Raw genomic sequence first — 25,655 nt, 5'->3', positions numbered from 1 at the left:
CACATGGGTACGCAGGAGAGCGAGACGCGGGACGACGAGACGAGGGCGGGATGGCTGCCGATCGAGCAGTACATCGAGACGATCCCGCACTCGACGATTCACGCGGCGTTCTACTTCACCGACGAGGCCGGGCGGCCCTTCGGCATGAGGTCCAGCTTTCGGCCGGACAACTGGCAGTTCCCCGGCGGCGACATGGACCACGGCGACGTCTCGCCCTTCGCGGCCGCGGTGCGTGAACTCGCCGAGGAGACCGGGATGGAGTTCGGCGGTGAGCCGGCGCTGCTCGCGACGCTCTTCCGCGGGCCGGAGCCGGCCTGGCCCGGCTACGCGCGGATCGGTTTCCTCTTCGACGGGGGAGTGCTGACGGAGGCGCAGCTGGCGGGGATCCGACTGGATCCGGGCGAGCACGACGAGTGGGCCGTCTCGCCGGTCGAGCAGTGGCGGACGAAGGCCTCGCGGGTGTTCGTCACCTGTCTCGCGGCGGCCGAGCAGGCTCGGGCCACGGGGCGGGCGGCGTTCCTGACCGCGTGACCGGCGACTCCTGCCCTGCCTGGTCCACCTGCCCTACCGGGGCTGCGCGGGCACGGCCTCGGCGCCGCGGTAGCGCTCGTGCGCGGTCTGCCGGGTGACGCCGAGCGCGTCGCCGATCAGTTCCCAGCTCAGCTCCTGGGCGCGGGCGGCGCCGACCGCCGCGTTGATCTGGGAGCTGATGTGCGCCTGCGTCACCCGCAGGGCCTTGATGACGGCCAGCGGCCGGTCGTCGAACTCTCCGGCCTTGCGGGCGACTTCGAGCAGGTCCACGAGCGACTCGGCCGCGCGCGCGACGGTCAGCAGGTAGACGGTGACCTCGTCCATGTGCGCGTCCCACTGCGCCCGCGCCTCGGCCTCGGCATGTGCGTTGTACTCGGCGCGCTCGCCGCGCCAGCCGCAGACGCAGGCCGGAAGCAGCCACGCGGGTTCGGCCATCTCAGGCTCTTTGGGGCCGTGGCCGGTGGACCACCAGCCGTCGTGGAACTCCATCTCGAACCACTGCCCGCCGGTCGCGTACGTCGGGATGACGCCGCCGGCCAGTACGCCGATCGAGTAGCCCTCGTGCTCAGCATCGGACACCCCGTCGTAGATCCAGCCCATGCCGCGCCTCCCCAGCCGTCAGCGTACCCTGACGTCTAGGCGTCAAGGCTTCCCGCGGCGTGACTGTAGGGGAATCCTGACACGGCGGCAAGGGTCACTCCATCACCGCACGCAGTGCCGGCTGCATGACGCGTTGGATGTCGCTGACAGACGCCTGCGTCAGCGAGGGCAGATCGAGCATCTGCCGGCCGATGGCGACCCCGAGCATCATCGTCGCCGTGAGACCGGCCCGTAGTTCCGCGTCCGGCCCGGGCGCGGCCTTGCTGAGCCGGACCGCCAGCGTTTCCGGGCTCTCGGGCTCGGTCGCCGCGTCGGGGAGGCGGGCCGCGCTCTGGAAGAGCCCTTGCTTGCTGCCGAAGTAGCGGATGACGAGGGCGGGGTCGATTCCCGCGGCGGCGGCCATGGCAGCGCGCTGGAGCAAAAATCAACAGCGGTTGACTCTGCGGCCGCGCCCCGTTAAATACCGATTGATGAGCTGAGTGGTCGTCGGGTGCGGACGGCCGCTTCGCGCCGCCCTGTTTCTTCTGACCGCCCGCCCACCCGTTGCGTAGCGGGGCGGGCTGAGGTTTCAAGATCTCGCCTCCGGCGCGGGCCCTTCCCTCGGAGAGATTGCCGGGGTCGCGTGGGTGCTGTTGTTGGTGGGGCGGGCTGGGGTTGGGGGTGGTGGGGTTGCGGGGGTGTGCTCTCTCCTCGGTCGGTCCCCGGAGGCAATCAGGAACCTGCCGGGAGCTCAAGCGGCGCGTGGTTTCCGCTGATGCTCGATCTTGCATCGCGCCGCTTGACCTCCCGGCAGAACCCTGATCGGGCTTCGCCTGCCCGACCGAGGAGAGAGCACACCCCCTGAGGGTCCGGTGTGAGCTGCGCTCGGGCCGGGCCGGGTGGCCTGGTCGCGCTCGATCCGGAAGAATCCTGCACCGCCCGTATCCGACGGCTTGTCTCGACTGCCTGGTTCGGGAGCCTGGCGGAGCGTGTCCGGCGGCCCGGCCGCGGCCGATACAGGATCATGCATCACCGTTCCTGGTGAACGGTCGTGTGATGCTCCGTGCAATACAGCCGGAGGTTTCCCACACTCGTCCCACCGCCCTGCGCGAACGGCACGACATGGTGGGCGTGCAGGGCGAACGTCAACGGGCGATCACACCCGGGATACGTGCAGTGCCGGTCACGCCAGCCAAGAAACGCCCGCTGCCCGGGTGAGGCCAGACGCGCCCGAGGATCACCATCCACCGCGACCCCGTCGAAGCTACCCGTACACCCGTCGGTCACCAGCACATGACGCCTCGGATCACCCCGCCTCGGCAAACGCCCCGCCGGAACCAGCGCCCCGAACACCGTCCGCGCACAACCCACCGGGATGTCGGCGTGGACCGCAGGATCCTTCACGCCCGCCACGTGCGCGGCAGGATCTCGCATGGCTCCCAGGTGTGCGGCCGGGTTTTCGAGGGTGACTGCGAGCGCGGGCAGGGAGAAGTGGGCGCGGCGCTGTTCGGGCGTGGCGTCGAGGAAGACCTGTGCGAGCCGGGTGACGGCTTCGGCGTTCATCTGCTCAGTGGTGCGCACATCCTGCGGCACGATCTCGCCGCCGTCGTACTGCCGGGTCCGGATCATCTCGGCGACCTGTAGATCGATCGCGGCCTGGAACACGGCGCCGCGCACCGGGTCGAGCAGGATCTCACACCGGTGCATCTGACCGTCCCCGCACGTGGTGAACCGGGCGAAGGAACGCTCGCGCTCGCGCGCGTGACGCGCCTCGATCGAGCCGGGCTTGATCTGCTCCTCGAGCACCCGTACCCGCTCCAGCCCGGCGCGCGCACCGTGCTCCCGGGTCACCTCGAGTGTCTTGGCGGCCTCCTCCGCGGGGTCCAGGCCCGTCGCGCGTACCGCCTTGACCGTGCGCGCCAGCGCCCGCGCGGAATCAGGCCCGATCACTCCGGAGCACAGTTCCGCCTCCACCCGCGGCAGCCGGGCCAGCAGCCGGGCGTCGTGCGCGAGTGCGCGGGCCCGGCCTTCGGTCACATCCAGCACCGTCGCCAGCCACGGGCCGACACCGCCGCGCGCGATACCGAGCCGGTCGCCCTCGCCCACCAGCGCGAGCAGCATCCCCTGCAACGCCTGCGCCGCCCGGCCCACCTCCACGATCGCCTCACGCACCGCATCAACCCGACCCGCATCCCCCTCACCGTCCGCCCGTGCACGCGCGAGCACCCCGCGCACCACCCCCGAGATCGACGCGACCTCCACAGCCACCCCGTCCACAACACCCTCCCACCACCAGCCCCGGAATCCCCGAACACTTCTATTCTAGAACCAGCCACCGACAAAAGACGCGTATACGGCCCTTGCGTGGTAAAAAGAATCAAGGAGATTCCCGGGAACCCGCGGATGCCCCCGGACGTTAAAACAGGAGACGGGAACGGCAACGGAACAGGCGATACAGGAATCTACATGACACGACATCCTGTACCGAGCAAAGCCGAACCGCCGGACACCGGCCCGCAAGACTCCCGAACCAGGGAAACCGAAGAGGATCGGTCGAGACCAGGCGATGCAAGATCGTGCATCAAGCGCGGCCGGGCCACGGGACGGGACTCGGCCCGAGCGCAGCTCGCACCGGACCCTCAGGGGGTGTGCTCTCTCCTCGGTCGGGCAGGCGAAGCCCGATCAGGGTTCTGCCGGGAGGTCAAGCGGCGCCATGCAAGATCGAGCATCAGCGGAACCCACGCGCCGCTTGACCTCCCGGCAGGTCCCTGATTGCCTCCGGGGACCGGCCGAGGAGAGAGCACGCCCCCGGCACCCGACCACCCCGAACCCCAGCCCGCCCCACCAACGACAGCAACCACGCAGCCCCGGCATTCTCTCCGAGAGAAGGGCCCCCGCCGGAGGCGAAGCTTGAAACCCCAGCCCGTTACCACCAACGCAACGAGCGGGCAGGGCGGGCAAACGAAACCGAAGGCGAAGCGAAGCGCCCACCCACCCCAACGACCACTCAGCCGAATATCAATGGGTATCAAGCCCAACGAACGTTGACTCGGCCTTCGTGGAGGTAATGCCATGCAAGCCACCGTGACGCGCCATCAGCAGGCCATGTGCGCACGCTGTGCACGAGATTCGGGACGGGTTGATCGTCTGGTGCCGCAACTACATGGACGGGCTCGCCGTCACTGCGGCCCGGCCGTCGGCAGGCCAGAGCCCTGAAACCCTCGGCTGACGCGATATCGCACCACGAAGGTCCACCACCGAACTAGACTCATGCGTATGGCGCGGAATCGGGAAGAGCTCGTCGAGTACATTCTCAGATCGGCCTGGGCCGGATCGCCCGGCACGAAGGCCGCGCTGCACGGGCTGGCGACGGGAGGCAATCCGCGGCCGCTGCTGGCTGAGCTTGAGCGGAGCGTGACCCGGGGCCCGGCGGGTCACAACTCTGCGGCGGTCCTCCGGTGCCTGGAAGGTCTGCTCGCGCTCGAGGGCAGTTCGCGTCGAGTCGCGATCCTCGACTTACTCCGGGTCCGCGAGGGGTACTTTCGGCTGTACCTTTCCGCCGACGACGGCGATCCGGCGGCTGCCGCGCTGATCGCCATGCTGCCGACCGTGATCGGCCTGCTCCGTGATTCCGCGCCCGGCGTGCGCGCCCGGGCGGCGACGACGGCCGGCGCGATCGCCGCGAGCAGTGAGATCGCCGGGCGCGTCGCCTTCGACGCGAGCGTGCGCGGCGATCTGAGCGCCGCGCTGCGCCGGCACGTGCGCGTGGAGCAGGACCCGTATGCGCTCAGTTCCGCGCTCCGCGCCCTGGCCGGAATGGGCCGGCCCGAGGATCCGGCGGCGGACGACGATCTGACGGCTATCGCCAGGGAGATGGTGGAGCATCCGGAGCTCGAGGTCCGGCTTGCCGCGCTGCTGTGCCTGCCGGAGCAGGTCGCCCTGGCCGCGTCACCTTGGGAAACGCCGCACCGCAGCGCTCGTCTGCCGCCCCTGCGCCCGGAGTTGCCATGGTACCAACACCACAGGTACTCGGCGGAGGAGGAGGCGATACGCCTGTCAGCGCATCCCGACCAGGCCGACGCCATGGCCAAGGCCCTGACACAGAGTCCGGACGCCACGCATCGCGCCAATGGCATGAGGCTCGTCAAGGAGCTGCTGCGCATGTGGCGCCGACCGGCGCGCGACCTGTGGGAACTGGTCCTCGACACCGTGTTCGACCCCGGCGCCGACTCTCAAGCCCGCGACGTGGCCCGCGCGATCGTGGCTCAATCAGGCGAGACGGTCGCGCCGTTCACAGCGCGGCTGGTCGAGTACTTCGACGCCCACCGCGGCGAAGTGACCGGGTACTACGGTGTCCCCGCGCATGCCAGCGGACCGGCGGACACGGTTCTGACAGTGCTTCGCCGGCTCGGCATTGAAGCACCTGGACCGGCGTTCCGGCCCGACGGCAAGCCCTTCGCCGACCAGTCGGCCGACGGCCAGGTGGCCGAGCTGATCGACATGCTGGACGAGCCGATAGTGCACCGCGTGGCCGACGAGCTCGGCAGCCGCGGCCCCGCCGCCGCGGCGGCCGCCGGAATCCTCGCCGACCTCGCCCGCGGCACGCACACTCCGCCGCACCCCCACGGCACGCCGCACTTCGATCGGCCGGTCACGCAGCCCGCAGCGTGGGCACACTGGCGCATCACCGGGGACCCGCGCCTCGCGCTGCCCGTCCTCGGCGCCGCTGCCGAGGCCGGATACTTCCATCCAGTGCTCCGCTATCTTGCCGACCTCGGACCGCTGGCCGCCGCGCACGCGCCGGCCGTACGTGCCCTGATCGACCTGCCGGGCGAATGGAACCAGGTCGAGTCCGCGCACGCCTACTGGCGTATGACCGGGGACCCCGGACCTGCCGTCCCGGCGCTCGCCCGCCGCCTGCGCGGGCTGACCCGGGACGGCTTCAGCTCCGCCTGCATGCGCGCCGTGCGGTACGTCGGCGCCATCGGCCCCGCCGCAGCCGAGGTGGAACCCGAGCTGATCGGGTCGCTCACCGCGCTGCTGACGGCGGAGCGGCGCGTCGGGCGCACGATCGTCGAAGACGAGGAGCTGCTTCAGGCAGCCCGCCACGCGCTACGCGAACTTCAGTAGCGCACGGCGGCCCGCGGTATCAGTTCCCTGTCGCAGCCGCCAGTAGGTCCTGGCGCATCAGGAACTTGCGGACCTTCCCGGTGGTGCCGGTCACCAGCCCGTCGTCCTCGACGTTGACGACGCGGCGCAGGGTGCGGGCGGTGTCGCCGAGTGCGGCCCGCACGAGCGGTTCGCGGTCGACCCCCGGGTCGGCTCCTTCGGCGAGTTGCAGCAGCACGTCGGTGACCACCGTGCCGTCGTCCTGGCGGGCGGCGAGGACCGTGGCGTCGCGCACGTCGGGGCACCGGGTCAGGATGCGTTCTTCGGACAGCGCGGTGTAGAGCCGGGTGCCGTCGCCCAGGTCGATCGCGTCGACGACGCGGTCGACGTGGTAGTAGTAACCCTCTGCGTCGCGGTACATCAGGTCGCCGGTCAGGTAGTAGCCGTTGCGCCGGTCGCGGAAGGTGCCGACGGAGTCGTTCCAGTTGCCGAGCGCGAGGGTCGGCGACTTCAGGCCGACGTGGCCGACCTCGCCCTCCGGCACCTCCTGCCCGGTCTCCGGGTCCAGCAGCGCCACCTCGGCGAACGGGAGCACCTTGCCGACGCAGCGGTCGTAGCGATCCGTCTCGGGGGTGTGCACCATCTGGAACGCGCTGTGGCCCATCTCGGTCGAGCCGAGCATGTCGATGAACTTCGACCCGGGCGCGTTCACGACGCCGCCGCGCGTGTACACGGGGTGGCTGCCGGCCGCGACGAGCTTACGGATGTGCGTCTCGTGCGCGCAGTCGCCGGTGCTGTTCCAGTTGCGCACGGAGCTGAGATCGCGGGCGGCCAGATCGTGCCGGGCGAGCTCGGACCAGGTGACGGCGAAGCCGAACACGCCGGTGGGCCGCCAGCGTTCGATGGCGTCGATGGTCGCCGCGCCGCTGTGCTCGAACGGCCCGCCCTGGGCGGAGAGGAAGAGCAGCTCGTAGCCGTTGCACAGGGACTGGTTGACCGTCACCAGCCCGGCCGCGTGGGCCGCGGGCATGACCGAGAGCTCGCGCACCTCGCCGCGCGGGCGCGGCTCCGAGAGTCGCAGCTCCCGGACGGCGTGGAACAGGCTGAAGTGCGAGTGCACGGCGGCGGTCGGGGTGCGGGTGGTGCCGGAGGAGTGGGTGATGGCGATCGGATCGTCCCGGTGGTGGCGGTAGTGCTCCGGCGCCCGCAGCGGGTCGCCGCTTCCGGTCTCGGCCGCGTCGCCGAGGATCTGCGCGCCGAGTTCGTGCGTGCGCAACTCGGCGTGGTCCGCGTCGAGGATCACTCCGGCCGCCCGCAGACGTCTGACGAACTCGGCCGCGATCGGGATCGGCATGTTGCCGTTCATCAGAGCCGGTATGGCGCCGAGCCACATCAGCGCGTAGGCGTTGAGCAGCACGTCGGCGGCCGAGGTCGCGTAGATCGCGATCGGGTCGCGCGGCCGCACCCCGTGCCGCTCGAACCATTCGGCGCGCGCCGCCACGCGCTCGGTCAGGGTGCGCAGATCGAGCGCCGTCCAGGCCGGGATGCCGTCGACGTCCGTGTCGAAGGTCAGGCTCGGACGGCCGGGGTCGGCGCCGTGCTCGGCGAGTTTGGGCAGGACGTTGCCGGCGCCGAGGTCCGGGTCGGCCGCCAGTGCCGCGCGGATGTTGGTCGTCATGGTCGGGCTACTCCTCGTCGTCGGACGTGCGGGGCACAGGCTCGGCGAACCAGGCGCGCAGCTGCAGCGCGGCCTGTTCGATGGCGGCTCGGGCGTCGTCGACCGTGCCGGTCATGGCGAAGAAACCGTGGGCCATGCCGGCGTATCGGGTCAGCTCGACCGGGACGCCCGCCTCGGCCAGCCGGCGCGCGTAGGCCTCGCCCTGGTCGCGCAGCGGGTCGTGCTCGGCGGTGATGACCAGCGCGGGCGGCAGGCCGGCCAGGTCGGATGCGCGCAGCGGGGAGGCGAGCGGGTTGCCCGCGTCTGCGGCGTCGGCGAGGTAGTGCCGGATGTACCAGGCCACCGAGCGCCGGTTGAACAGGCAGGGGTCGTCGTTCTCGCGCAGCGAGGCGTCGTCGGCGAGCTGGTCGGTGTTCGGATACACCAGCAGCTGCCCGACCAGGGCGGTACGCTGCTCGGCCCGGGCGAGCAGGGTCACGGCGGCGGCGAGGTTCCCGCCGGCGCTGTCCCCGGCCACCGCGAGCCGGGTCGGGTCGGCGCCGAGGATCTCGGCCTGCTCGTCCGCGACCCACCGCAGTGCGGCGTGGCAGTCGTGCACTGCGGCCGGGAACGGGTGCTCAGGTGCGAGCCGGTACCCGACGGTGACGACGAGGCAGCCGGCGGCGTTGGCCAGCCGCCGGCAGATCGCGTCCGCGGTGTCGATGCTGCCGAGGGTCCAGCCGCCGCCGAAGTAGTAGAGCAGCGCGGGCAGCGGGCGACGGGCCTCGGGCCGGTAGACGCGCACCGGTAGCGGCTCGCCGCCGGGCCCCGGCATCGTGTAGTCCTCGACTTGGAAGACCGTCTCGACCTGGCCCGCGTCGGCCTGGATCGTGGCCAGGTCCTCGGCGCGGGCCTGCGCGAGGGAGAGGGTGTAGAGCGCGGGAGTGCCGGCGGCTGCCCGGCGGTCGCGCATGGCCTGGATCTGGGGGTGCAGCGGACGTGGTTTCGGCTGCGTCTGTGGGTTCATGCGTTCGACCACCAGTGTTCGATGACGTGGAAGGGCTGTCCGCCGCGCAGGGCGACGGCCGCGCGGTAGCCCGCGGGGGCCGGGATGTCGGCTATCCGGTGTGGCCAGTCGTCGAACTCGACGACGCCGCCGTCCAGCACGCTCACCGGCATGCCGCGCAGCAGCCGGCTCCCGGCCGCCTTGACCATGGCCTCCTTGCGCGTCCAGAGTCGGGTGAAGCGCAGCGAGCGGACCGCGGGCGAGGCGGTGGGGCAGAGCACGAAGTCCGTCTCCTGCGGGCTGTAGTAGCGCCGGGCCATGGCGGCGACGTCCGTCGTGGGCGAGATGGCCTGGACGTCCACGCCCACCGGCCGCGCCGGGCTGAGCGCGATCGCGGACAGGCCGTGCGAGTGCGAGAGGTTGACCTCGATCCCGCTGTGCGGCAGCGCCACCTGCGGCTTGCCGTTGTGCCCGATCCGCCAGCGGATCCGCTGCGCCGGCACGCCGAGATGCGCGCCGACGACGCTGCGCGCGGCCGCGTGCGCGACGACGTAGCGGCGGCGGTCCCGTGGCCGGATGTAGGCGTCGGCGCGGCGTCGTTCGTCGGCGTCGAGGAGCGTGTACAGCCGCGCGAGCACCGGATCCGGCATGCTGTCGCGGGCCAGCCACACGTGCACGACATCAGGGCTCACGGCATCAGAGCCCTGAATTCGGCCAGGCACAGCGATTTGGAGTCCGGCTCGAAGTCGGCGAGCAGCACGCGCTCGGCCTGCGGCGCCGGACCGTCGGGTGCGAGCAGCCCGGCGAGCTGCCACCAGACGCCCGTGTACGGACGCTGTTCGTCCGCTGAGAGTCCGCCATCGAGACCCGCGTCGAGTCCGGCGCCGAGGATCGCGACCGTCCCCGGTTCCTCCGCCGGCGGCTGTTGCGCGGCATTCGGCGTGGCCGAGACGGACCCCAGCTGCCAGTCCGCGTCCGCTGCGTCCGCCCCGGCCACGACGGCTTCGAGCACCAGCGCGACGCCGGTGTGCCCGGTCGGCAGCGTCACCGGCACGCCCGGGTCGTACGGCAGCGTCGCCTGCTCCACCACGAGCAGCACCGCCCGCCGCGCGTCGCCCGCCCGCGTGTACTCGCCGATCAGCTTCAGGCCGGTGAACGCCGCGGCAGTGCCCTGATCGCTCACTGCGAAGGACGTCGGCCGGCCCGGGCACAGGTGGCTGAGATACGTCGCGGTGGCCCGGCCGGGCTCGAGGTCGGGGACCGCGTAGGCCAGCACGAGCAGGTCGACCGGCTCGTGCGGCGGCACGGCGAGCTCGAGTAGCGCCCGTCCCATCTCGCCGTAGGACGGTCCGGCGCCGGCCAGCGCGCCGAGATCGGGATCGAGCCCGTAGGGGCGCAGCAGATCCCGGTGGTAGGTCTCGCGTTCGGCGAGACGCTGCGGGTCGGCGCCGGAGGCGTCCGACGGCGCGAAGCCGAGTCGGACCGAGCGGCGCAGGCTCACGGCGGGCATCGGCTCACTCTTCCGGCAGCAGGTTTCCGGCGACGTACTCGGCCAGCGTGCCGACCGTCCGGAAGTGCTCGCGGCCCAGGTCCTCGATGCTGATCTCCCGGCCCATCGCCTCCTCGAGCTCCAGCACGAGCTCGAGGGCCGAGGTCGAGCCCATGCCGAGGCTCTCCATCAGGGTGCTCTCGGCGCTCGCCTCCACCCGCTCGCGCTTGAGCACCTTCGGCAGCACCCCGCAGATGTGCTCCACGACCCGCTCGCTCGGCACGGCGGGGGACTCATCGGTGGTAACGGCGGTCACGGCCGTTCCTTTCGCTCGCTGGGGTGTCCGGGCACGTGTTCGAGGACCATCGCGCAGTACACCGCGCCCAGCCCGGCTCCGGCCGCGGCCATCACGTACTTCGCGCCCGGCTCGAGCCGGCCTGCGCGCTCGGCGGTCAGATAGTTGATGAAGTTGTCGGCGCAGAAGACGTGGCCGTAGCCGCCCACGTTCTCCAGCACGACCCGCGAGAGCGGGTAGCCGAGACGGCGGCAGACCTGCTGCCAGCCCACGACGTTGACGTTGTGCGGCAGGATCAGATCGACCTCGTCCACCCCGCGCAGGCCCGCCTTCGCGACCGCGGCCAGGATCGTCTCGGCCAGCCGGTCCGGGTACTCCTGCTGGAACGCGAGCGCGTCCCCGGCCGAGGCGGCCTCGCTGTCGTACTCGCCGCGCTGCTCGACCGCGTAGGAGAGCACGCGCTCGCCCTCCCCGCCCGCGCTGACCAGGCAAGCCGCCGCGCCCTCGCCGAAGAACGTGGTCTCCGGCACCATCCGCGCGTCCGCGGTGAACGCCTTCTCACCGGTCAGCACCAGCGCGAGCTCGTCGCCTTCGAGCAGCCGCCCGGCCGCCTCGACGGCGAGCAGGCCGGTCGCGCACGCGTGGTGGCCGACGGCGAGCACGCTCGCGTTCTCGAGCCCGAACTCCCGGCACAGCTCGCGCACCGGGTCGAACGGGTACGGCACGACCACCGGGAACGAGCGCGCGTGCAGGACGTAGCGCACGCGCCGCTCCTGCCCGCGCAGGGCGTCGAGCCCGGCGACCGCCGCGCGCAGCAGGTCCAGCAGGCTCCCGCCGGGATCCATCCGCACCTCGCCGAGCTTGTGGTAGCGGCGGAACACGCGCATCTGCATCGTCGTCAGGCCGAACTCGGCGCCCAGGTCCTCGATCGGCACCCGCTTGTCCGGCAGGTGCGCGGCGACGGCGGTGATCGCGGTCATCGGGGCACGCCGGTCGGGGTGTCGGGCGTGAGCGCCGCGGCGACGGCGAGCTCCTGCATGCTCCACACGAGCCGCTCGGCGTCCTCGGGCCGCAGGAACGCCGTGTCCACGCACACCCGCAGCTGGATCCACCCGGGCCCGTCGTCCACGTGCAGGAACAGCCGTTCGATCGGGGCGTCCTGCTTGTCGGTCCAGCCGAACCTGGCCTCGGCGGCGGTGCGCGCGAGGGTCTCGGGGCTCGCCTCCGGGAGTGCCGCGTCGTGCGTTCCCTTGCCCATGCGCCGGTCGTTGAAGAACGTGGCGACGTCGAGCTCCGGGTCCCGCTCCGCGGCCACCTCGGCGATCAGGTCGTTGAGTGCCCAGGGGTCGAAGTAGGCGTACTTGGAGGCGGACATGGTGGCGCGCTCGGCCCGCCCGACCGCCTGGTCGAAGCCGACGCCGGCCACGTCGAGGGCGCAGCACCCGGCCTGGGCGACCATGCACATGACCCCGACCAGCTGGGCCCGGAAGCGGTTGTGCACCACCGGCCGGATCACCACCGGGTTGATCCCGGTGATCCGGGCGAGCGAAGCGGCGAACAGCGCCATGAGGACCGCGGAGGAGTCGGCGCCGGTCCGCCGGGCCACCGCGTTGACCGCGATCGGCAGGGCGGGCGAGTGCAGTTCCCCGGCCCAGTGCCGGGGCTCGTGCGGCTCGTGCGGCTCGGGCAGCTGCCGGGTCGGGATGCGCCGCAGCAGATCCGCCCAGTACCGCAGGGTCCTGGCGTTGTGCCGCAGCCCGTCCGGCGAGGACTGCCAGCGCGCCTGCTCCAGCTGCTGCATCCCGGGCACCGGCCCGGTCTCGCGGGTCTCGACCTCGCGCAGCATCAGCGACCCGCCGCCCGCGTCGCTGACGATGTGCGCCAGCAGGATGATCATGTGCGTGGCCTCGCCGTGCTGCCGGGTCACGCCCATCCGCACCGGCCAGGTACCGGCCAGGTCGTAGGGCTCGTACTTGTAGCGGCGCTCCACGGCCGCCGCGACGGCTTCGGCGTCCTCGCCCTCTGCGACGTCGAAGACCTCGAGGCCGATCACGCCGGAGTCGAACAGCTCCTGGGTCGGGCGCTCCGGGGCGTCGGCGGGGAAGCGCAGCAGCGTGCGCATCGAGGGGTAACGCGTCATCAGGTAGCAGAGCTCGTCGGCGATCTGCGCGACGGTCGTGCCCGGCGGCAGTGCCTTGCGCCCGCCGATGGCCAGGTGGTCTCGTTGGTGGACCATCGCCAACCAGATCTCGCGCTGCCCCCAGCTGAGCACGCCGGTGCCGGTGCCCTCGCCGTGGAAGGCGACCGGCACCCGCTCGGTGGCGGCGACGGCGTCCTGTTGCATCTCACGCCTCCCAAGCTGTCTTGACCACGGATCGAAGCGCCGCGCGCAGCTGCTCCCGGCTCGGCTGCAGCGCCAGGTCGAGTTCGCGGGCGAACGGCAGGACCGCGCCGTCCGGGCGGGTCACCCGGCGCGGCGGCGCGGTCAGGCGCAGCTGCTCGGCGGCCGTGGCCACGATCTCGCCGCCGATCCCGCAGGATCGGTTCGAGTCGTCGACGACGACCAGCCGCCCGGTGCGCTCGAGCGACGCGGCCAGGCCGGCCCAGTCGAACGGATGCAGCGTGCGCGGATCGAAGACCTCGACCGAGATCTCGCCCTCGAGCTCCGCGGCCACCGCCAGCGCGTCGTGCACGTGCGCGCCCACCGCGACGAGCGTGACGTCCGTGCCCGCGCGGTGCACCCGCCCGACGCCGAGCGGCACGGGTGCGAGCGCGGCCAGGTCGAGGTCCGCGCGCACCCCCACTGCCCCGGCCGGTGCGAACACCACGACCGGGTCGTCGCAGCGCAGAGCACTGACCAGCAGCCCGTAGGCGTCCTCGGGGGTGGCCGGGACGACGGTCTTGACCCCGGCGTGCGCGAAGAGGCTGTAGGGATGGTCCGAGTGCTGGCCGGCCCAGCCCGGGCGAGAGCCGGAGCTCGGCACGAGATAGGTCACCGGCACCCGCGCCTGGCCGCCGGTCATCAGCGAGAACTTGTGCGCCTGGTCCGCGATCTGCTCGAACGCCAGGTAGAGCAGCGCCGGGATCTGATACTCCACCAGCGGCCGCAGCCCGGCCAGCGCGGCGCCGGTGGCGAAGCCGGTGAACGCCTGCTCGGAGATCGGGGTGTCCACCACCCGGTCCGGACCGAAGCGCTTGAGCAGCCCGGCGGTCACGTTCGTCACCGCGACGCCCACGTCCTCGCCGAACACGCACACCGCCGGATCGCGGGCCATCTCGTCCGTGACCGCACGATTCAGGGCCTTGAGATAGGAGATGTTGGTCATGAGAGAGCTCCGGCACGGGGTCGCGAGCCGTCGGCGTACAGGAATTCCAGCGCATCCGCCGGTTCGGGGCGCGGGCTGCCCAGAGCGAAGCGCACGGCGTCGTCGAGCACTTGCTCGATCTCGGCGTCGATCGCCTCTCGCTCCGCGGACGGCACGCGCTCGCCCTGGATCTCCAGCGGGTCGCGGGCACGGCCGCGGGCGAGCTCGTCCTCACCGCGGTAGCGCGGCCGCGCGACGTGCTCCCAGGTGTGGTGAGCGTCGAAGCGGTAGGTCGCGCATTCGAGCAGGCTCGGGCCGCCGCCCGCGCGGGCCGCTGCCACGGCCGCGTCCGCGGCAGCCAGCACGGCCTGCGCATCCATGCCGTCCACGCGCGTCGCCGGCACGCCGAAGGCCTCCGCCCGCCCGGCGATCGTGCCGGCGGTCGCCGCCTCGGTGCGGGTGGAGGTGGCGAACCCGTTGTCCTCGCACACGAACACCACCGGCAGCCGCCAGAGCGCGGCCAGGTTCAGCGTTTCGAGGACCACGCCCTGGTTGACCGCGCCGTCGCCGAAGAAGGTCGCGACGACCCGATCCGCACCCGCGCGCACCGCGGCCCACGCCGCGCCCGCCGCGATCGGCGTCGCGGCGCCCACGATGGCGTTGGCCCCGAGGATCCCGACGCCGAAGTCGGCCGCGTGCATCGACCCGCCGCGCCCCCGGTTCAGCCCGGTGGTCCGCCCGGCCAGCTCGGCCATCATCCGCGCCGGATCCGCGCCCTTGGCCAGGACGTGGCCGTGGCCGCGGTGCGTGCTGGTGATCTGGTCCTCGGGCCGCAGCGCCGCGCACACCCCGGCGGCGACGGCCTCCTGGCCGAGGCACGGATGGATGCCGCCGACGATCTCGCCGGCGTGCACCAGCTCGATCGCGCGCTGCTCGAACCGCCGGATCAGCCGCACGGTGCGGTAGAGCCCGGCCGGGTCAGGCATCGTCGTCGCGCTCGTCGCGCCCCCACAGCACCGGGCAGTACGCCGGATCGGTGTAGTCCGGGTCCCCGGCCGCGTTCCGCCGCACCAGCACGTCGTGGTTGTAGGCCACCGCGCTGCCGTCGCTGAGCGCGAACTGCCGGTACCGGTTGGCGCCGTCCTGCAGGTGCAGCGAGACCGCCCGGCGCGGTACCGTGCCGCGGTTCGGGCCGGAGCCGTGGTAGGTGCGGCAGTGGTGGAAGCTCATGTGCCCCTTGGGGATCAGCATCGGCACGCGGCGCACCTCGGCGCCGTTGAACCGCGCGTTCTCCTCCAGCATCCGGTCCAGGTCGCCCCGGTCGCGCTCGGCGAAGTGCCGGGTGGTCGAGTCCTGCCGCCCGGTCTCCTTCCACCGGTGGCTGCCGTCGACCATCGTGATCGTGCCCATCCGCTCGTCGCAGTCGTGGAACGGGATGAACGCGGTCAGCATCCGCTCGGAGGTCGAGGTGGCCCAGTAGTGCTTGTCGAAGTGCCAGGGCACGATGTTGCTCGGCTCGCCCGGGATCGGCGGCTTGTAGATCAGCGTGGACTGGAACAGCCGGATCCGCTCGGCCTCGGCCAGCCGTGCGGCCACCGCGCCGATCAGCGGCTTGCGCAGGATCCGGGCGAGCGCGTCGGATTCGTAGTGCACGTAGTCGTTGTGCCGCTGCACCTGACCACGCTCCGGCTCCCAGTAGGCCAGGCGCGGCGGACGCACCGGCAGCCGGCGGTCGCGCTCGCCCGTGTAGTAGCGCTCGCTCGCCTCGACCAGCTCGTCCACCTCGTCGTCGGTCAGCAGCTTGCGGGTGAGGTACCAGCCGTGCTCGGCGTAGTGCTCGACCTCTTCGTCGGTCGGCAGCAGCGCGCGCTCGGCTTCGGTCAGGCTGAAGGTGGCCACGTCCATGGGTTTACGCCTCCGTCGTCTCGCGGAAGGCGGCGAGTTCCCGTTCCTTCGCCGCGTAGAGTGCGGGGATGTTGCTCGTGCCGAAGGTGCGCGAGCCGTGCCGCTCGATCAGCTCCCAGAAGAAGGTGCGGCGGATGTGCGTGGAGGTCGCGAAGATCTGGTACATCCGGCCCCAGTGGTCCCGGTCCACCAGGATCCCCAGCGGCGCCAGCCGGTCCACCGGCACGTCGGCCGCGCCCAGTCGCTCGTCGAGCATGTCGTAGTAGCTCGGCGGAGTCGGCGCGAACTCGACCCCGCGCCCGGACAGCATGCCGACCGTCTCGGCGATGTCCTCCGTCGCCAGCGCCAGGTGCTGCACCCCCGGCCCGTCGTGCCAGGCCAGGAAGTCGTCGATCTGCCCCGGACGGTGGCTCAGGTCCGGCTCCAGGAAGGTGAAGGTGGCCCCGCCCGAAGGACTCTGCACCACCTTCGAGAACATCGCCTGCGCGCCCACCTCGATGTACTCCTCGAAGATGAGCCGGAACCCGAAAGCCTTCTCGTAGAAGAGCGCGGTCGCCTCCAGCGTGCCCCCCGGCACGCACGCCGCCGCGTGGTCGATGCGCTGTACGAGCCCCTCCGCGCGCGCGGGCCCGGGCTCCGCGGCCACCCCCGGCAGGCCGTCCGCGGCGCCGTGCCGCTCGACCAGGCGGTGCTCGACGTCGCCGAACCCTGAGACGCTCGCCACCGTCATCGACCCGGATCCGTCCTCGGACACGGTCGGCGGCGCGATCGGGCTCGCCCCGGCCGCGACCGCGTCGGCGAACGCCCCGGCCGCGTCGTCGGTGCGGAAGGCCACCGCCGAGACGCCGTCGCCGTGCCGGGCGACGTAGCCGCTCGCCGGGTGGGCCGCGTTGAGCCCGGAGGTCAGCAGGACCCTGGCCTCGCCCTGGCCCAGCAGCACGCTGCGCGCGTCGCCGGCCCCCGTCTCCGGCCCGCCCCGGCCCAGCACCCGGAACCCGAAGACCCGGGCCAGCTGCGCCGCGCTCTGGCGCGCGTCGGCGACGGAGAACTCGACGTGGTCGACACCGAGGATGCTCATAAGCCCTCTCCTTTCAAATCTCGTCGCGCCGTCAGGCCCGGCGCGCCAGCCGGGTGGCCGGCCGGCCGAACACGAGGCTGAGGTTGTGGCCGCCGAACCCGAACGAGGTCGAGACGACCGCCTCGGTGCGCGCGGCGCGGGCCGCGCCGCGCACGTGGTCGAGCGGGCAGCCCGGATCCGGGTCCTCGAGGTTGTGCGTCGGCGGCAGCACCCCGCGGCCGAGCGCCGCGACCGACACCGCGGCCTCGACCGCCCCTGAGGCGCCGAGCAGATGCCCGGTCACCGCCTTCGTCGCGCTCACCGGCGGCCCGTCGTCGCCGAAGACCGCGCGGATCGCGGCCGCCTCGGCCCGGTCCCCGAGCCGGGTGCCGGTGCCGTGCGCGTTGAGATAGCCGATGTCGCCGGGCTCCAGGCCCGCGTCCGCGAGCGCCCGGCGCAGGCTCGCCGCCGCGCCCTCGCCGTCCGGCCGCGGCGACATCACGTGGTGCGCGTCGTTCGTCGCGCCCCAGCCGAGCACCGCCGCGTAGCCCGGCGCGCCGCGGCCGTCGGCGTGCGCGACCCGTTCGAGCACCAGCACGCCCGCGCCCTCGCCCAGCACCAGCCCGTTGCGCCGCCGGTCGAACGGCCGGCTCGCCCCGGTCGGATCGCCCGCCCAGCCGCGCGCGAGCGCCCGGGCGTTGCCGAACGCGTCGGCGAAGGTCGGGTGCAGCGGAGCCTCGCTGCACCCGCACACCACGACGTCGGCCTCGTCCGCGCGCAGCAGCCGGGTCGCCTCGCCGATCGACTGCGCGCCCGCGGCGCAGGCCGTGCCGATCGAGGAGCTGTAGCCGCGGATGCCGAACTTGATGGCCACCCGGGCCGCGCCCATGTTCGGCAGCACCCCGGAGAGCAGGTACGGGCTGACCCCCAGCCGGCCGCGCTCGGCCCGTCGCAGCACCTGCTCCTCGAGCGTGGCCGAGCCGCCGACGTTGGAGACGATCACGGCGATCCGGTACGGGTCCACGTCCCGGCCGACCTCGATCCCGGCGTCCGCCAGCGCGTCCCCGGCCGCCCGCAGCGCCATCACGGTCGAGCGGTCCGCCGTGCGCGCGTCCGGGCCCGGCAGCACGCTCGCCGGGTCGATCGGCGGGCTGAAGCCCGCGACCTCGAGGCAGCCGGCGAGCGGATCGCCCGCGGGCGGCGCAACCAGCCCGGAGCGGCCCTCGCACATCGCCGCGAGCACCTCGTGCGCGCTCGTGCCGACCGGGGTGACCAGGCCCATCCCGGTCACCGCGACCCCAGCTCGGGCGCTCATGGCCCCACCTCGCCAGGGCTCGGTGGGCGCATGCGCGCTAACTCTGTGCTCATCGATTCGCTCGCAAGCTCGCTCATGTCGAGCCCTCCCGTCTCAGAGCCCGTACCAGCACCGCCGCGCCGCGCTCGCCCCGGCCGTCGGCCGGCGCCAGGTCGACCTCGGCCACCAGCACCTCGTCCGCGTCGCCGTCCTCGAGGAGCAAGGCCGCGATCTCGACCCCGGCCTCGGCGTCGCCGACGGAGACGATCGGACCGGTCAGCTGCCGGCGTGCGGCCACGTGCCCGGCCACCGCGTTCGGCACCGACTGGAAGAACATCAGCGGCCAGACGCGCCCGCCGGTGTCCACCGCCTCGGCCACGGCCGCCGCGCTGGCCACGTCGCCGAGCGCGCTGACCACCACCACCGCGGTGACCACCTCGGGACCGCGCGCCGGCACCCGGCGCAGCGCGCGCTTGGCCACCTCCGCGACGATCGGGCTGAACCGGGAGACGACGAACCCGGGCAGCGGCGGCGGCGTGTGATCCGCCGTCGACTCCGGCCAGGACGCCGTGGAGAGCACGGCCAGCCCGGCCGCCCCCGCCCGCGCCGCGAGCGCCTCCAGCTCCCGCGGCGGATCCACCGGGATCGCCGCCCGCCCCCTCATGGCGCCACCTCGCTGGCGCTCGGTAGCCGCATGAGGACTGTGCTCGACGATTCGCTCGCAAGCTCGCTCATGGCGCCACCTCGCTGGCGCTCGGTACCCGCATGAGGACTGTGCTCGACGATTCGCTCGCAAGCTCGCTCATGGCGCCACCTCGCTGGCGCTCGGTACCCGCATGAGGACTGTGCTCGACGATTCGCTCGCAAGCTCGCTCATGGCATCACCCTGATCTGTATCGGCTCGCTCATGGCGCACCGACCAGCAGCGCGGTGTTCGCCCCGCCGAATGCGACGTTCAGGCTCAGCAGATACTCGCCGGCGAAGCGCAGCGGCCGGCGCAGGATCAGATTCAGCCGGCAGGCCTCGTCAGGGCCCAGATGCCCGGCGTTGACCGGCAGCCGCCCGGCCCGCAGCGCGCCGACGGAGACCACCAGTTCCAGCAGGCCGCCGGCCTCGAGGGCCTGTCCGTGCACGGATTTGCTCGAGCTGACCGGCACCGCGGCCGCGTACTCGCCCAGGGCGTCGTACAGGGCCGCGGCCTCGGCGGCGTCGCTGTGCCGGGTGCCCGAGCCGTGTGCGTTGACGTAGCCGACCCGCTCTGCGCCGATCCCTCCACGGCGCAGAGCGGCGGTCGCGGCGCGCGCCAGACCCGATCCGTCCGGGCGCGGCCGGCACACATGGTACCCGTCTCCGGACCGTCCCCACCCGGCCATCCGCGCCAGCGCGGGCACCCGCCGCCGACGTGCGGCTCCGGCGGATTCCAGCACCACCGCGGCGATCCCGTCGCCGAGCAGCAGACCGCTGCGACCCGCGCTGAACGGGCGCACCCGGCCGTCGGCGGCCAGCGCCCGGCCGGCGTCGAAGAGCGCGAACTGATCCGGCTCGACCAGGTAGCCCGCGGCCACCACCACCCGCGACGCGCGGCCGCGGGCGATCATCGCGCTCGCGTCCGCGACCGCGCTGGTGGCGGCCACACAGGCCGAGGTGTACACGCGCACGCTGTCGGACAGCCCGCAGCGCCGCGCGAGCCGCGCGGCGAAGGCGCCCGAGGTGTGCTCGGCCAGGTCCTCCGGCTTGGACCGGCCGAGCTCCGGATCCCCGTGCACGGCCAGGAACAGCGGGCAGGCGGCCCGCGCCGCGGCGGTCAGCCCGGCCGCGTCGCAGGCCTCGTCGACGGCGTGGGCCAGCTCGGTGGAGAGCACCGGCGAGCCCGGCATCGCGGCGGCCGCGTTCGTGCGCCGGCCGGTCACGTCGAACCGGCGCACCGGCCCGAACGCCGCCCGGCCCTCGAACGCGGCCGCCAGCAACGGATCCGTGCCGCGGCCGAAGGCGGAGGCGGCGGCCATGCCGGTCAGCTCCACCTGCTCGGGCCCGCGCGCGCACCCCTCATCCATGGCCGGGCTCGCAGCCGAGCTCGGCCAGCACCTCGACCACTCCGCTGACCGTGCCCATCCGCGCCAGCAGCGCGTCGTCGCCGTCGAGCGAGCGGCCGTAGCGCTGGTGCAGCTGGTGCACCAGCCAGGCCAGTTCCATCGAGTCGATGTCCTCGGGCACCTGGTCCGCCGAGCGTTCGCCGTACGCGGCCAGGATCGCCAGGATCTCGCCGCGGGCCGTGGACCCGCCGGGCTGCGTGGCCATCCGGTCAGCTCCCCGCGGCCGGCGCGGCCGCGAGCAGCGCCGCCACGGCTTCGCAGAACTCGCCGATGGTCAGCGCGGCCAGGCTCTCCGCCTCGTCGTCGGCGAAGGTCACGCCGAACCGGTCCTCGACCCGGATGCCGAGCTCCGCCAAGGCGACCGAGTCCAGGTCGGCCCCGGCCGGGCCGAGCACCGAGTCGTCGTCGAGCCCTTCGGTCTCGAAGTTCATCTCGCGCAGCGAGGCGAGGGCGAATTGCCGGATCTCCGGGTCGATCATCGCGTGGACTTCCCTTCCAGGTCGGGTACCGCAAGCAGAACATTCGGGTCGCGCACGAGCTTGCCGGTGGCGGTGCGCGGCAGCTGGTCGACGACGTGCAGGACGCGCGGGCGCTTGTAGGCGGCCAGCTGCTCGGTCAGGCGCTGCTCGACCCGGGCGAGCGTCCCGGGTTCGCGCAGGACGAGGTAGGCCTCGATGACGCTCCCGTGCACCACCACAGCGCCGGCCACCTCGGGCAGCGCGGCCAGGGTGTGCTCGACCTCGGTCAGATCGACCTTCAGCGCGCCGATCGAGACCTGCGAGTCGCGCCGGCCGCTGACCCGCAGCAGGCCGGTGCCGGGCGCGACGGTGCCGGCGTCCCTGGTGTGCAGCCACCCGTCGGACCAGCGCGCCGGGTCGGTCTCGCCGAGGTAGGGCGAGCGCGCCACGGCGATGTGCAGCTCGCCGTCGCGCTCGCGGATCGTCATGCCGGGGGCGGGTTCGAGCGCCGGGCGGTGCTCGCCGAACAGGTCGGTGGCGATCACGCCGACCTCGGTCATGCCGTACATGTTGCCGAGCCGGATCCCGTACCGGTCCACGAACGCGTCGCGCACCTGGGCCCGGACCAGCTCCCCGCCGGTGGTCATGCCGGTCAGCTGGGGCAGCGACGGGGGAGTGCCGACGGCGCTCAGCAGCTCGAGGTGGAAGGGCACGCCCAGCAGCGTGGTCGGCGCGCTCCCCTCGGCCACCGTGGCCAGGATCCCGTCCGCGGTCATCCGCTGCGGGATCGCGACCTGGACCCCGGCGTGCAGCCCGTACATCAGGCCGCCGACGAGTCCGAGCACGTGCACCATCGAGGCCAGCGACACGATCCGCTCGCCGCGCCGCGGCACGCCGTCCATCTTCTTGTACCGCTCGAGCTCGGCGATCAGATCGGCCGCGGTGCGCCCGATCACCTTCGACGGGCCGGTCGAGCCGGAGCTCAGCTGCACCAGCACGCACCCGTTCCCGGCCGGCTGCCCGCCCGGACGCGCGCGCGCCTGCTCCTGCACCGCGTGGAACCCGCGCAGGTGCCCGCCGTACGGCGCGCTCGCACTCACCACGACCTGTGGTGCGAGCCGCTCCAGGGCCTGCTCGGTCTCATACGGCGTCAGCCGGTGGTCGAGCAGGACGGCCTGGGCGCCGATCCGCCATGCGGCCAGCAGGTTCGCCACGAACGCGAGGGAGGGGGCCAGGCAGAGCGCGACCGTCCCGCCCGGCGCCGCTCCTGCCGCGGCCAGCTCCCGCTGCCTCTCGGCCACCAGCCGTCGCAGTTCGCCGCGGCCGACCGGAGCGCCCAGGAATAGGCACTCCTGACTCTCGCTTCCGCCCAGCAGAATCTCGTCAACCCATGACGGATCCACCCACAGATCAATGCTCATCGAACGCCGGGCCCTTTCCACGAGACGTCCGTAAGTCAGCGCGCAGATATGACTTTCGCTGAGATGTGCAATTCCACCACCGCGAACCTTCGGCGCTCCCGCCCCGGCCTGTCAAGAGGCCGCGCGCAACCGATGTTCCGAGCGCCCCCGCCCACAGATAAAGACATGGCAAAACGCTGTATGGGGCGATGAAACTTACATGCGGTTGACGAGAAAGCGCTCCGAAGCTAGCGTGACCGACCATCAAAGATTGCGTTCTCGGTCCCTTGAGTTTCATTTCCCGGAAAAGGCCGTGACCTGAAATGAGCGCTGCATTCGCAGCCGAGTCCGCTGGCGGGATCACCGCCGCGGTGGCCCGGTACTACGACACCACCGTCGATCTCTACGAAGAGCTCTGGGGCGAGCACGTCCACCACGGCTACTGGGATCCGCACGAGCGGCCCGGCACCGACGTCGCCCAGCGGCACGGCGCCACCGACCGGCTCGTGCGCGAACTGGTGGCCTACGCCGGCATCCCGGCCGGCGCGCACGTGCTCGACCTCGGCTGCGGGATCGGCGGCCCAGCCCTCTACCTGGCCTCCGCGCTCGGCTGCACGGTCGAGGGGGTCACCCTCAGCGGGCCGCAGGCCGCCCGTGCCACCGAGAAGGCGCACGCGGCCGGGCTGGCCGAGCAGGCCCGCTTCCATCAACTCGACGCGCTGGCGACCGGCTACCCGGACGCCTCCTTCGACGTGGTCTGGGCGATGGAGAGCCTGATGCACATCGCGGATCGGTCCGCCTTCTTCGCCGAGGTTTTCCGCCTGCTGCGCCCCGGCGGCACGCTCGCGGTCGCCACCTGGTCGGTGCGCGACGGCGAGCTGTCCGACGAGGAGCAGGACACCGTCAAGATGGTGCTGCGCCACCAGGTGATGCCGAGCCTCTCCTCCCGCCCCGAGCACGAGCGCCTGTGCGCCGCGGCCGGCTTCGAGCAGGTGGCCTCGGTCGACTGGAGCGCAGCCGTCTCGCACACCTGGGACCCGGAGTTCGCCCTCATCCGGCACTTCGACAAGAGCAAGACCATGATGATGGAGCTGGCCCGCGAGCGCGGTGTCGACGTGCTCGGATACTTCCACGCCGGCCCGATCATGAAGAAGGGCTTCGACACCGGCGTGATCACCTACGACGCGCTGCGCGCCACCAAGCCGGGCGCGCAGGCGTGATCCCGCCCGCGCTCGTCGAGGAGATAGCGGACCTGCTGTGCGCCGCCGTCGGCGAGGACCCGGCGTGGCGCGCAGCGCTGACCCCGCACACCCGCCTCGACGGAGACCTCTTCCTCGACAGCATCGAGATCGCCGCGCTGGCGGCCGCCCTGCGCGAACGCTACGGCGCCCGCGTGGACCTGGCGGCGCACGTCGCAGACCTCGAGCTCGACCCCCTCATCGAGCTGACGCTGGCTCAGGTCGCCGAGTACGTCGCGGAACGGGTCGGTTCCGGTGTCGGCGAGAAGGCCGGGCAATCATGAGCCGATTCCTGTTCGTCACGCTCCCGCTGCCGGGCCACGGCAACCCGATCGCCGCCGTAGCCGCCGCGGTGACGGCCCGCGGGCACGAGGTGGTGTGGGCGGGCTCCGAGTCCTTCCTGCGGCCGCTCGTCGGCGCCGACGCCGCCGTCCACCCGATCCCGCTGCGCGCCCACCGTGGCCAGGCGGAGCAGGGCATGGCCGCGGCCAAGACGCGCTGGGAGGGCTACATCGTCCCGCACGCCAAGTCGACGCTGCCCGGCATCGAGGCGGCGATCGCCGAGTTCCGTCCCGACCTGCTCGTGGTGGACCAGCACGCGGTGGCCGGAGGGCTCGCCGCGCACCGCCACGCGCTGCCCTGGGCGTCGCTGGCCCCGACCACGATGGAGCTCGGCCGGCCCTACCGCGCGAGCCTGCCGAAGGTCGAGGCGTGGATCGGCGAGCTGATGGCCGCGATGTGGACCCGCGCCGGCCTGCCCGGCCTCCCGCCGCACGACCTGCGCTTCTCGCCGCACCTGCTGATCGCCTTCACCGGAGCCGCCCTCGTCGGCGACCACGGCGCCCCGACCCGCACCGAACTGGTCGGCCCGGCCCTGGCCGCGCGCCCGCCGGACCCGGACTTCCCGTTCGACCGGCTCGAGCCCGGCCGCCGCCTCGTCCTGGTCACCATGGGCACGCTCTCGATGGACATCGCCCGGTCCTTCTACGACCGGATGATCGAGGCGCTGCGCCCGCTCGGCGAGCGTGTGCAGGCGATCGTGGTCGCGCCGGACGGCACGATCCCCGACCCGCCCCCGCACGTCCTGGTCCGGCCCCGGGTGCCGGTGCTGGACCTGATGCCGCGTCTGGACGCGGTCGTCGGCCACGGCGGGCTCAACACCGTCTGCGAGGCGCTCGTGCACGGCGTGCCGCTGGTCATCGCCCCGATCAAGGGAGACCAGCCGATCAACGCCGACCAGGTCGCCGCCGCGGGCGCCGGCATCCGCGTCTCGTTCGCCCGGGCCCGCCCGCAGCGGCTGCGCGACGCGCTGACGGCCGTGCTCGACGACCCGTCATACCGCGCCGCCGCCGAGCACGCCGGAGCGTCGCTGCGCGCGGCCGGCGGCGCCGAAGCGGCGGCCGGACACCTAGAAGACCTCGCCGGCCGCGTGTTCGCCGGAGCAGGAGGACGACATGAAAGCAGGACCCTGTGAAAACACTGCGTGACATCTGGCTGGTCTTCCAGCGGCACACGCTGCTGATGATCCGCTCGCCGTTGTGGCTCTTCCTCGGCGTGGCCCAGCCGGTGGTCTACCTCGCGCTGTTCGGCCCGCTGCTCAAGCCCGCGCTCGCCTCCATGGGCGCGACCTCGATGACCGAGGCCTACCGGATCTACGTGCCCGGCATGCTGGTCGCGCTCGCGCTGGCCGGCGGCCTGTACGCCGGGTTCGGGCTGCTCGCCGAGATCGGCTCCGGCGTCATCGAACGCGCCCGGGTCACCCCGGTCAGCCGCCTCGCCCTGCTCTTCGGCCGGGCGCTGCGGGACGTGGTCACCCTGGTGATCCAGGCCGCGATCCTGATCGTGCTCTCGCTGCCGCTCGGCCTGTTCGTCCGGATCCCGGAGCTGCTGACCGGCTATCTGCTGCTCGCCCTGATCGCCTTCACCAGCGCCACCTTCTCCTACGGCATGTCGCTGCGGCTGAACAACCCGGGCGTGCTCGGCCAGGTGATCAACAACGTGGCGCAGCCGCTGATGCTGCTCTCCGGCACGCTGCTGCCGATCGCGCTCGCCCCCGGCTGGCTGCGCGCCATCGCCGACTGCAACCCCTTCAGCTGGTCGGTCACCGCCATGCGGGCCCTGTTCCACGGGCAGGCCGGCGACTCCTCCATCTGGCACAGCCTCACCATGATGCTCGCCCTCGCGGTCCTGGCCCTGGTCTGGTCCGCCCGGCAGTTCGCCCGCTCGGTCCGGTAGACGG

The 25,655-nt window shown here is 72.7% G+C and carries 26 protein-coding genes; 6 read left to right on the top strand and 20 right to left on the bottom strand.

The genetic code is table 11. The features are described from left to right. Positions 1 to 3: 3 nt before the first annotated feature. Complete coding sequence (locus tag ACTRO_RS04770) at positions 4 to 531, top strand: NUDIX domain-containing protein (RefSeq protein ID WP_051450322.1); 528 nt, start codon at positions 4 to 6, stop codon at positions 529 to 531. 33 nt (positions 532 to 564) lie between these two features. Here the strand turns inward: ACTRO_RS04770 and ACTRO_RS04765 are convergent, their stop codons facing one another. The 3 genes from ACTRO_RS04765 to ACTRO_RS04755 form a co-directional block, all read right to left on the bottom strand. After that, positions 565 to 1,131: a hypothetical protein gene (locus ACTRO_RS04765; RefSeq protein ID WP_034261420.1), complete on the bottom strand. Its 567-nt coding sequence runs from the start codon at positions 1,129 to 1,131 to the stop codon at positions 565 to 567. Positions 1,132 to 1,225: 94 nt separating this feature from the next. Then, a complete protein-coding gene (locus ACTRO_RS04760) occupies positions 1,226 to 1,534 on the bottom strand; it encodes a TetR/AcrR family transcriptional regulator (RefSeq protein ID WP_034261418.1) in 309 nt (102 codons plus the stop codon). 605 nt (positions 1,535 to 2,139) lie between these two features. Continuing rightward, entirely contained in the window at positions 2,140 to 3,387 is a 1,248-nt protein-coding gene (locus tag ACTRO_RS04755) for an HNH endonuclease signature motif containing protein (protein ID WP_034261416.1), read from the bottom strand. 999 nt (positions 3,388 to 4,386) lie between these two features. Here ACTRO_RS04755 and ACTRO_RS04750 point away from each other — a divergent pair. Continuing rightward, positions 4,387 to 6,240: a hypothetical protein gene (locus tag ACTRO_RS04750; protein WP_034261414.1), complete on the top strand. Its 1,854-nt coding sequence runs from the start codon at positions 4,387 to 4,389 to the stop codon at positions 6,238 to 6,240. Positions 6,241 to 6,259: 19 nt separating this feature from the next. Here ACTRO_RS04750 and ACTRO_RS04745 read toward each other — a convergent pair whose 3' ends face one another. The 17 genes from ACTRO_RS04745 to ACTRO_RS04665 form a co-directional block, all read right to left on the bottom strand. Next, positions 6,260 to 7,897: a class I adenylate-forming enzyme family protein gene (locus tag ACTRO_RS04745; protein ID WP_034261412.1), complete on the bottom strand. Its 1,638-nt coding sequence runs from the start codon at positions 7,895 to 7,897 to the stop codon at positions 6,260 to 6,262. A gap of 7 nt (positions 7,898 to 7,904) precedes the next feature. Further along, positions 7,905 to 8,903, bottom strand: coding sequence for an alpha/beta hydrolase (locus tag ACTRO_RS04740; RefSeq protein ID WP_034273135.1), 999 nt, complete (start codon positions 8,901 to 8,903; stop codon positions 7,905 to 7,907). Next, positions 8,900 to 9,574, bottom strand: a complete 675-nt coding sequence (locus tag ACTRO_RS04735) for a 4'-phosphopantetheinyl transferase family protein (RefSeq protein WP_034261409.1) — start codon at positions 9,572 to 9,574, stop codon at positions 8,900 to 8,902. Before ACTRO_RS04735 ends, ACTRO_RS04740 begins: the two co-directional genes overlap by 4 nt. Next, positions 9,571 to 10,392 (bottom strand): hypothetical protein, encoded by an 822-nt coding sequence (locus ACTRO_RS04730; RefSeq protein WP_051450320.1) that lies wholly within the window; start codon positions 10,390 to 10,392, stop codon positions 9,571 to 9,573. The genes ACTRO_RS04735 and ACTRO_RS04730 overlap by 4 nt, the downstream gene beginning before the upstream one ends. Positions 10,393 to 10,396: 4 nt before the next feature. Next, on the bottom strand, positions 10,397 to 10,687 hold the full coding sequence (locus ACTRO_RS04725; RefSeq protein ID WP_051450319.1) for an acyl carrier protein: 291 nt from the start codon (positions 10,685 to 10,687) through the stop codon (positions 10,397 to 10,399). Further along, entirely contained in the window at positions 10,684 to 11,646 is a 963-nt protein-coding gene (locus tag ACTRO_RS04720) for a 3-oxoacyl-[acyl-carrier-protein] synthase III C-terminal domain-containing protein (RefSeq protein ID WP_051450318.1), read from the bottom strand. The genes ACTRO_RS04725 and ACTRO_RS04720 overlap by 4 nt, the downstream gene beginning before the upstream one ends. Beyond that, complete coding sequence (locus ACTRO_RS04715) at positions 11,643 to 13,010, bottom strand: condensation domain-containing protein (RefSeq protein ID WP_034261407.1); 1,368 nt, start codon at positions 13,008 to 13,010, stop codon at positions 11,643 to 11,645. The genes ACTRO_RS04720 and ACTRO_RS04715 overlap by 4 nt, the downstream gene beginning before the upstream one ends. 1 nt (position 13,011) lies before the next feature. After that, on the bottom strand, positions 13,012 to 13,992 hold the full coding sequence (locus ACTRO_RS04710; RefSeq protein ID WP_034261405.1) for an alpha-ketoacid dehydrogenase subunit beta: 981 nt from the start codon (positions 13,990 to 13,992) through the stop codon (positions 13,012 to 13,014). Continuing rightward, complete coding sequence (locus tag ACTRO_RS04705; RefSeq protein ID WP_034261403.1) at positions 13,989 to 14,957, bottom strand: thiamine pyrophosphate-dependent dehydrogenase E1 component subunit alpha; 969 nt, start codon at positions 14,955 to 14,957, stop codon at positions 13,989 to 13,991. Before ACTRO_RS04705 ends, ACTRO_RS04710 begins: the two co-directional genes overlap by 4 nt. After that, positions 14,950 to 15,876, bottom strand: coding sequence for a phytanoyl-CoA dioxygenase family protein (locus ACTRO_RS04700; protein ID WP_034261401.1), 927 nt, complete (start codon positions 15,874 to 15,876; stop codon positions 14,950 to 14,952). Before ACTRO_RS04700 ends, ACTRO_RS04705 begins: the two co-directional genes overlap by 8 nt. 4 nt (positions 15,877 to 15,880) lie before the next feature. After that, positions 15,881 to 16,954, bottom strand: a complete 1,074-nt coding sequence (hppD, locus tag ACTRO_RS04695; RefSeq protein ID WP_034261400.1) for a 4-hydroxyphenylpyruvate dioxygenase — start codon at positions 16,952 to 16,954, stop codon at positions 15,881 to 15,883. 31 nt (positions 16,955 to 16,985) lie between these two features. Then, the gene (locus ACTRO_RS04690) at positions 16,986 to 18,248 is read right to left on the bottom strand and encodes a beta-ketoacyl-[acyl-carrier-protein] synthase family protein (protein ID WP_034261398.1); all 1,263 of its coding nucleotides are present in this window, start codon (positions 18,246 to 18,248) and stop codon (positions 16,986 to 16,988) included. 73 nt (positions 18,249 to 18,321) lie between these two features. Continuing rightward, positions 18,322 to 18,891, bottom strand: a complete 570-nt coding sequence (locus tag ACTRO_RS04685; protein ID WP_157435769.1) for a beta-ketoacyl synthase chain length factor — start codon at positions 18,889 to 18,891, stop codon at positions 18,322 to 18,324. Between the two features lie 241 nt (positions 18,892 to 19,132). Beyond that, a complete protein-coding gene (locus ACTRO_RS04680; protein ID WP_034261396.1) occupies positions 19,133 to 20,281 on the bottom strand; it encodes a beta-ketoacyl synthase N-terminal-like domain-containing protein in 1,149 nt (382 codons plus the stop codon). Beyond that, complete coding sequence (locus tag ACTRO_RS04675; protein ID WP_034261393.1) at positions 20,274 to 20,525, bottom strand: hypothetical protein; 252 nt, start codon at positions 20,523 to 20,525, stop codon at positions 20,274 to 20,276. The genes ACTRO_RS04680 and ACTRO_RS04675 overlap by 8 nt, the downstream gene beginning before the upstream one ends. A gap of 4 nt (positions 20,526 to 20,529) precedes the next feature. Beyond that, entirely contained in the window at positions 20,530 to 20,799 is a 270-nt protein-coding gene (locus ACTRO_RS04670; RefSeq protein WP_034261391.1) for a phosphopantetheine-binding protein, read from the bottom strand. Continuing rightward, positions 20,796 to 22,199 carry a class I adenylate-forming enzyme family protein gene (locus ACTRO_RS04665; protein ID WP_034261386.1) on the bottom strand — a complete coding sequence of 468 codons (1,404 nt, stop codon included), beginning with the start codon at positions 22,197 to 22,199 and terminating at the stop codon, positions 20,796 to 20,798. The genes ACTRO_RS04670 and ACTRO_RS04665 overlap by 4 nt, the downstream gene beginning before the upstream one ends. Positions 22,200 to 22,501: 302 nt before the next feature. Between ACTRO_RS04665 and ACTRO_RS04660 the strand changes: the two genes are divergently transcribed. Genes ACTRO_RS04660 through ACTRO_RS04645 form a run of 4 tightly spaced genes read left to right on the top strand, consistent with a single transcriptional unit; the run spans position 22,502 to position 25,651 of the window. Continuing rightward, entirely contained in the window at positions 22,502 to 23,398 is an 897-nt protein-coding gene (locus ACTRO_RS04660) for a methyltransferase domain-containing protein (protein WP_051450317.1), read from the top strand. Then, on the top strand, positions 23,395 to 23,700 hold the full coding sequence (locus tag ACTRO_RS04655; RefSeq protein WP_034261384.1) for a phosphopantetheine-binding protein: 306 nt from the start codon (positions 23,395 to 23,397) through the stop codon (positions 23,698 to 23,700). The genes ACTRO_RS04660 and ACTRO_RS04655 overlap by 4 nt, the downstream gene beginning before the upstream one ends. After that, positions 23,697 to 24,890 (top strand): glycosyltransferase, encoded by a 1,194-nt coding sequence (locus tag ACTRO_RS04650; protein WP_051450316.1) that lies wholly within the window; start codon positions 23,697 to 23,699, stop codon positions 24,888 to 24,890. Before ACTRO_RS04655 ends, ACTRO_RS04650 begins: the two co-directional genes overlap by 4 nt. Then, positions 24,887 to 25,651 carry an ABC transporter permease gene (locus tag ACTRO_RS04645; RefSeq protein ID WP_034261382.1) on the top strand — a complete coding sequence of 255 codons (765 nt, stop codon included), beginning with the start codon at positions 24,887 to 24,889 and terminating at the stop codon, positions 25,649 to 25,651. The genes ACTRO_RS04650 and ACTRO_RS04645 overlap by 4 nt, the downstream gene beginning before the upstream one ends. The last annotated feature ends 4 nt before the right edge of the window (positions 25,652 to 25,655 follow it).

The organism is Actinospica robiniae DSM 44927 (assembly GCF_000504285.1).
GTDB lineage: Bacteria > Actinomycetota > Actinomycetes > Streptomycetales > Catenulisporaceae > Actinospica > Actinospica robiniae.
Note: the sequence above shows the minus strand (reverse complement) of the source record. Positions and strands in the feature narration are given on the sequence as shown.

Bases quoted from the DNA above. Each gene is read 5' to 3' on its own strand.
- ACTRO_RS04770 (WP_051450322.1), top strand. From the start codon at position 4: ATGGGTACGCAGGAGAGCGAGACGCGGGACGACGAGACGAGGGCGGGA.
- ACTRO_RS04765 (WP_034261420.1), bottom strand. From the start codon at position 1,131: ATGGGCTGGATCTACGACGGGGTGTCCGATGCTGAGCACGAGGGCTAC.
- ACTRO_RS04760 (WP_034261418.1), bottom strand. From the start codon at position 1,534: ATGGCCGCCGCCGCGGGAATCGACCCCGCCCTCGTCATCCGCTACTTC.
- ACTRO_RS04750 (WP_034261414.1), top strand. From the start codon at position 4,387: ATGGCGCGGAATCGGGAAGAGCTCGTCGAGTACATTCTCAGATCGGCC.
- ACTRO_RS04745 (WP_034261412.1), bottom strand. From the start codon at position 7,897: ATGACGACCAACATCCGCGCGGCACTGGCGGCCGACCCGGACCTCGGC.
- ACTRO_RS04740 (WP_034273135.1), bottom strand. From the start codon at position 8,903: ATGAACCCACAGACGCAGCCGAAACCACGTCCGCTGCACCCCCAGATC.
- ACTRO_RS04730 (WP_051450320.1), bottom strand. From the start codon at position 10,392: ATGCCCGCCGTGAGCCTGCGCCGCTCGGTCCGACTCGGCTTCGCGCCG.
- ACTRO_RS04720 (WP_051450318.1), bottom strand. From the start codon at position 11,646: ATGACCGCGATCACCGCCGTCGCCGCGCACCTGCCGGACAAGCGGGTG.
- ACTRO_RS04715 (WP_034261407.1), bottom strand. From the start codon at position 13,010: ATGCAACAGGACGCCGTCGCCGCCACCGAGCGGGTGCCGGTCGCCTTC.
- ACTRO_RS04710 (WP_034261405.1), bottom strand. From the start codon at position 13,992: ATGACCAACATCTCCTATCTCAAGGCCCTGAATCGTGCGGTCACGGAC.
- ACTRO_RS04705 (WP_034261403.1), bottom strand. From the start codon at position 14,957: ATGCCTGACCCGGCCGGGCTCTACCGCACCGTGCGGCTGATCCGGCGG.
- ACTRO_RS04700 (WP_034261401.1), bottom strand. From the start codon at position 15,876: ATGGACGTGGCCACCTTCAGCCTGACCGAAGCCGAGCGCGCGCTGCTG.
- hppD (WP_034261400.1), bottom strand. From the start codon at position 16,954: ATGAGCATCCTCGGTGTCGACCACGTCGAGTTCTCCGTCGCCGACGCG.
- ACTRO_RS04690 (WP_034261398.1), bottom strand. From the start codon at position 18,248: ATGAGCGCCCGAGCTGGGGTCGCGGTGACCGGGATGGGCCTGGTCACC.
- ACTRO_RS04685 (WP_157435769.1), bottom strand. From the start codon at position 18,891: ATGAGGGGGCGGGCGGCGATCCCGGTGGATCCGCCGCGGGAGCTGGAG.
- ACTRO_RS04680 (WP_034261396.1), bottom strand. From the start codon at position 20,281: ATGGATGAGGGGTGCGCGCGCGGGCCCGAGCAGGTGGAGCTGACCGGC.
- ACTRO_RS04675 (WP_034261393.1), bottom strand. From the start codon at position 20,525: ATGGCCACGCAGCCCGGCGGGTCCACGGCCCGCGGCGAGATCCTGGCG.
- ACTRO_RS04670 (WP_034261391.1), bottom strand. From the start codon at position 20,799: ATGATCGACCCGGAGATCCGGCAATTCGCCCTCGCCTCGCTGCGCGAG.
- ACTRO_RS04665 (WP_034261386.1), bottom strand. From the start codon at position 22,199: ATGAGCATTGATCTGTGGGTGGATCCGTCATGGGTTGACGAGATTCTG.
- ACTRO_RS04660 (WP_051450317.1), top strand. From the start codon at position 22,502: ATGAGCGCTGCATTCGCAGCCGAGTCCGCTGGCGGGATCACCGCCGCG.
- ACTRO_RS04650 (WP_051450316.1), top strand. From the start codon at position 23,697: ATGAGCCGATTCCTGTTCGTCACGCTCCCGCTGCCGGGCCACGGCAAC.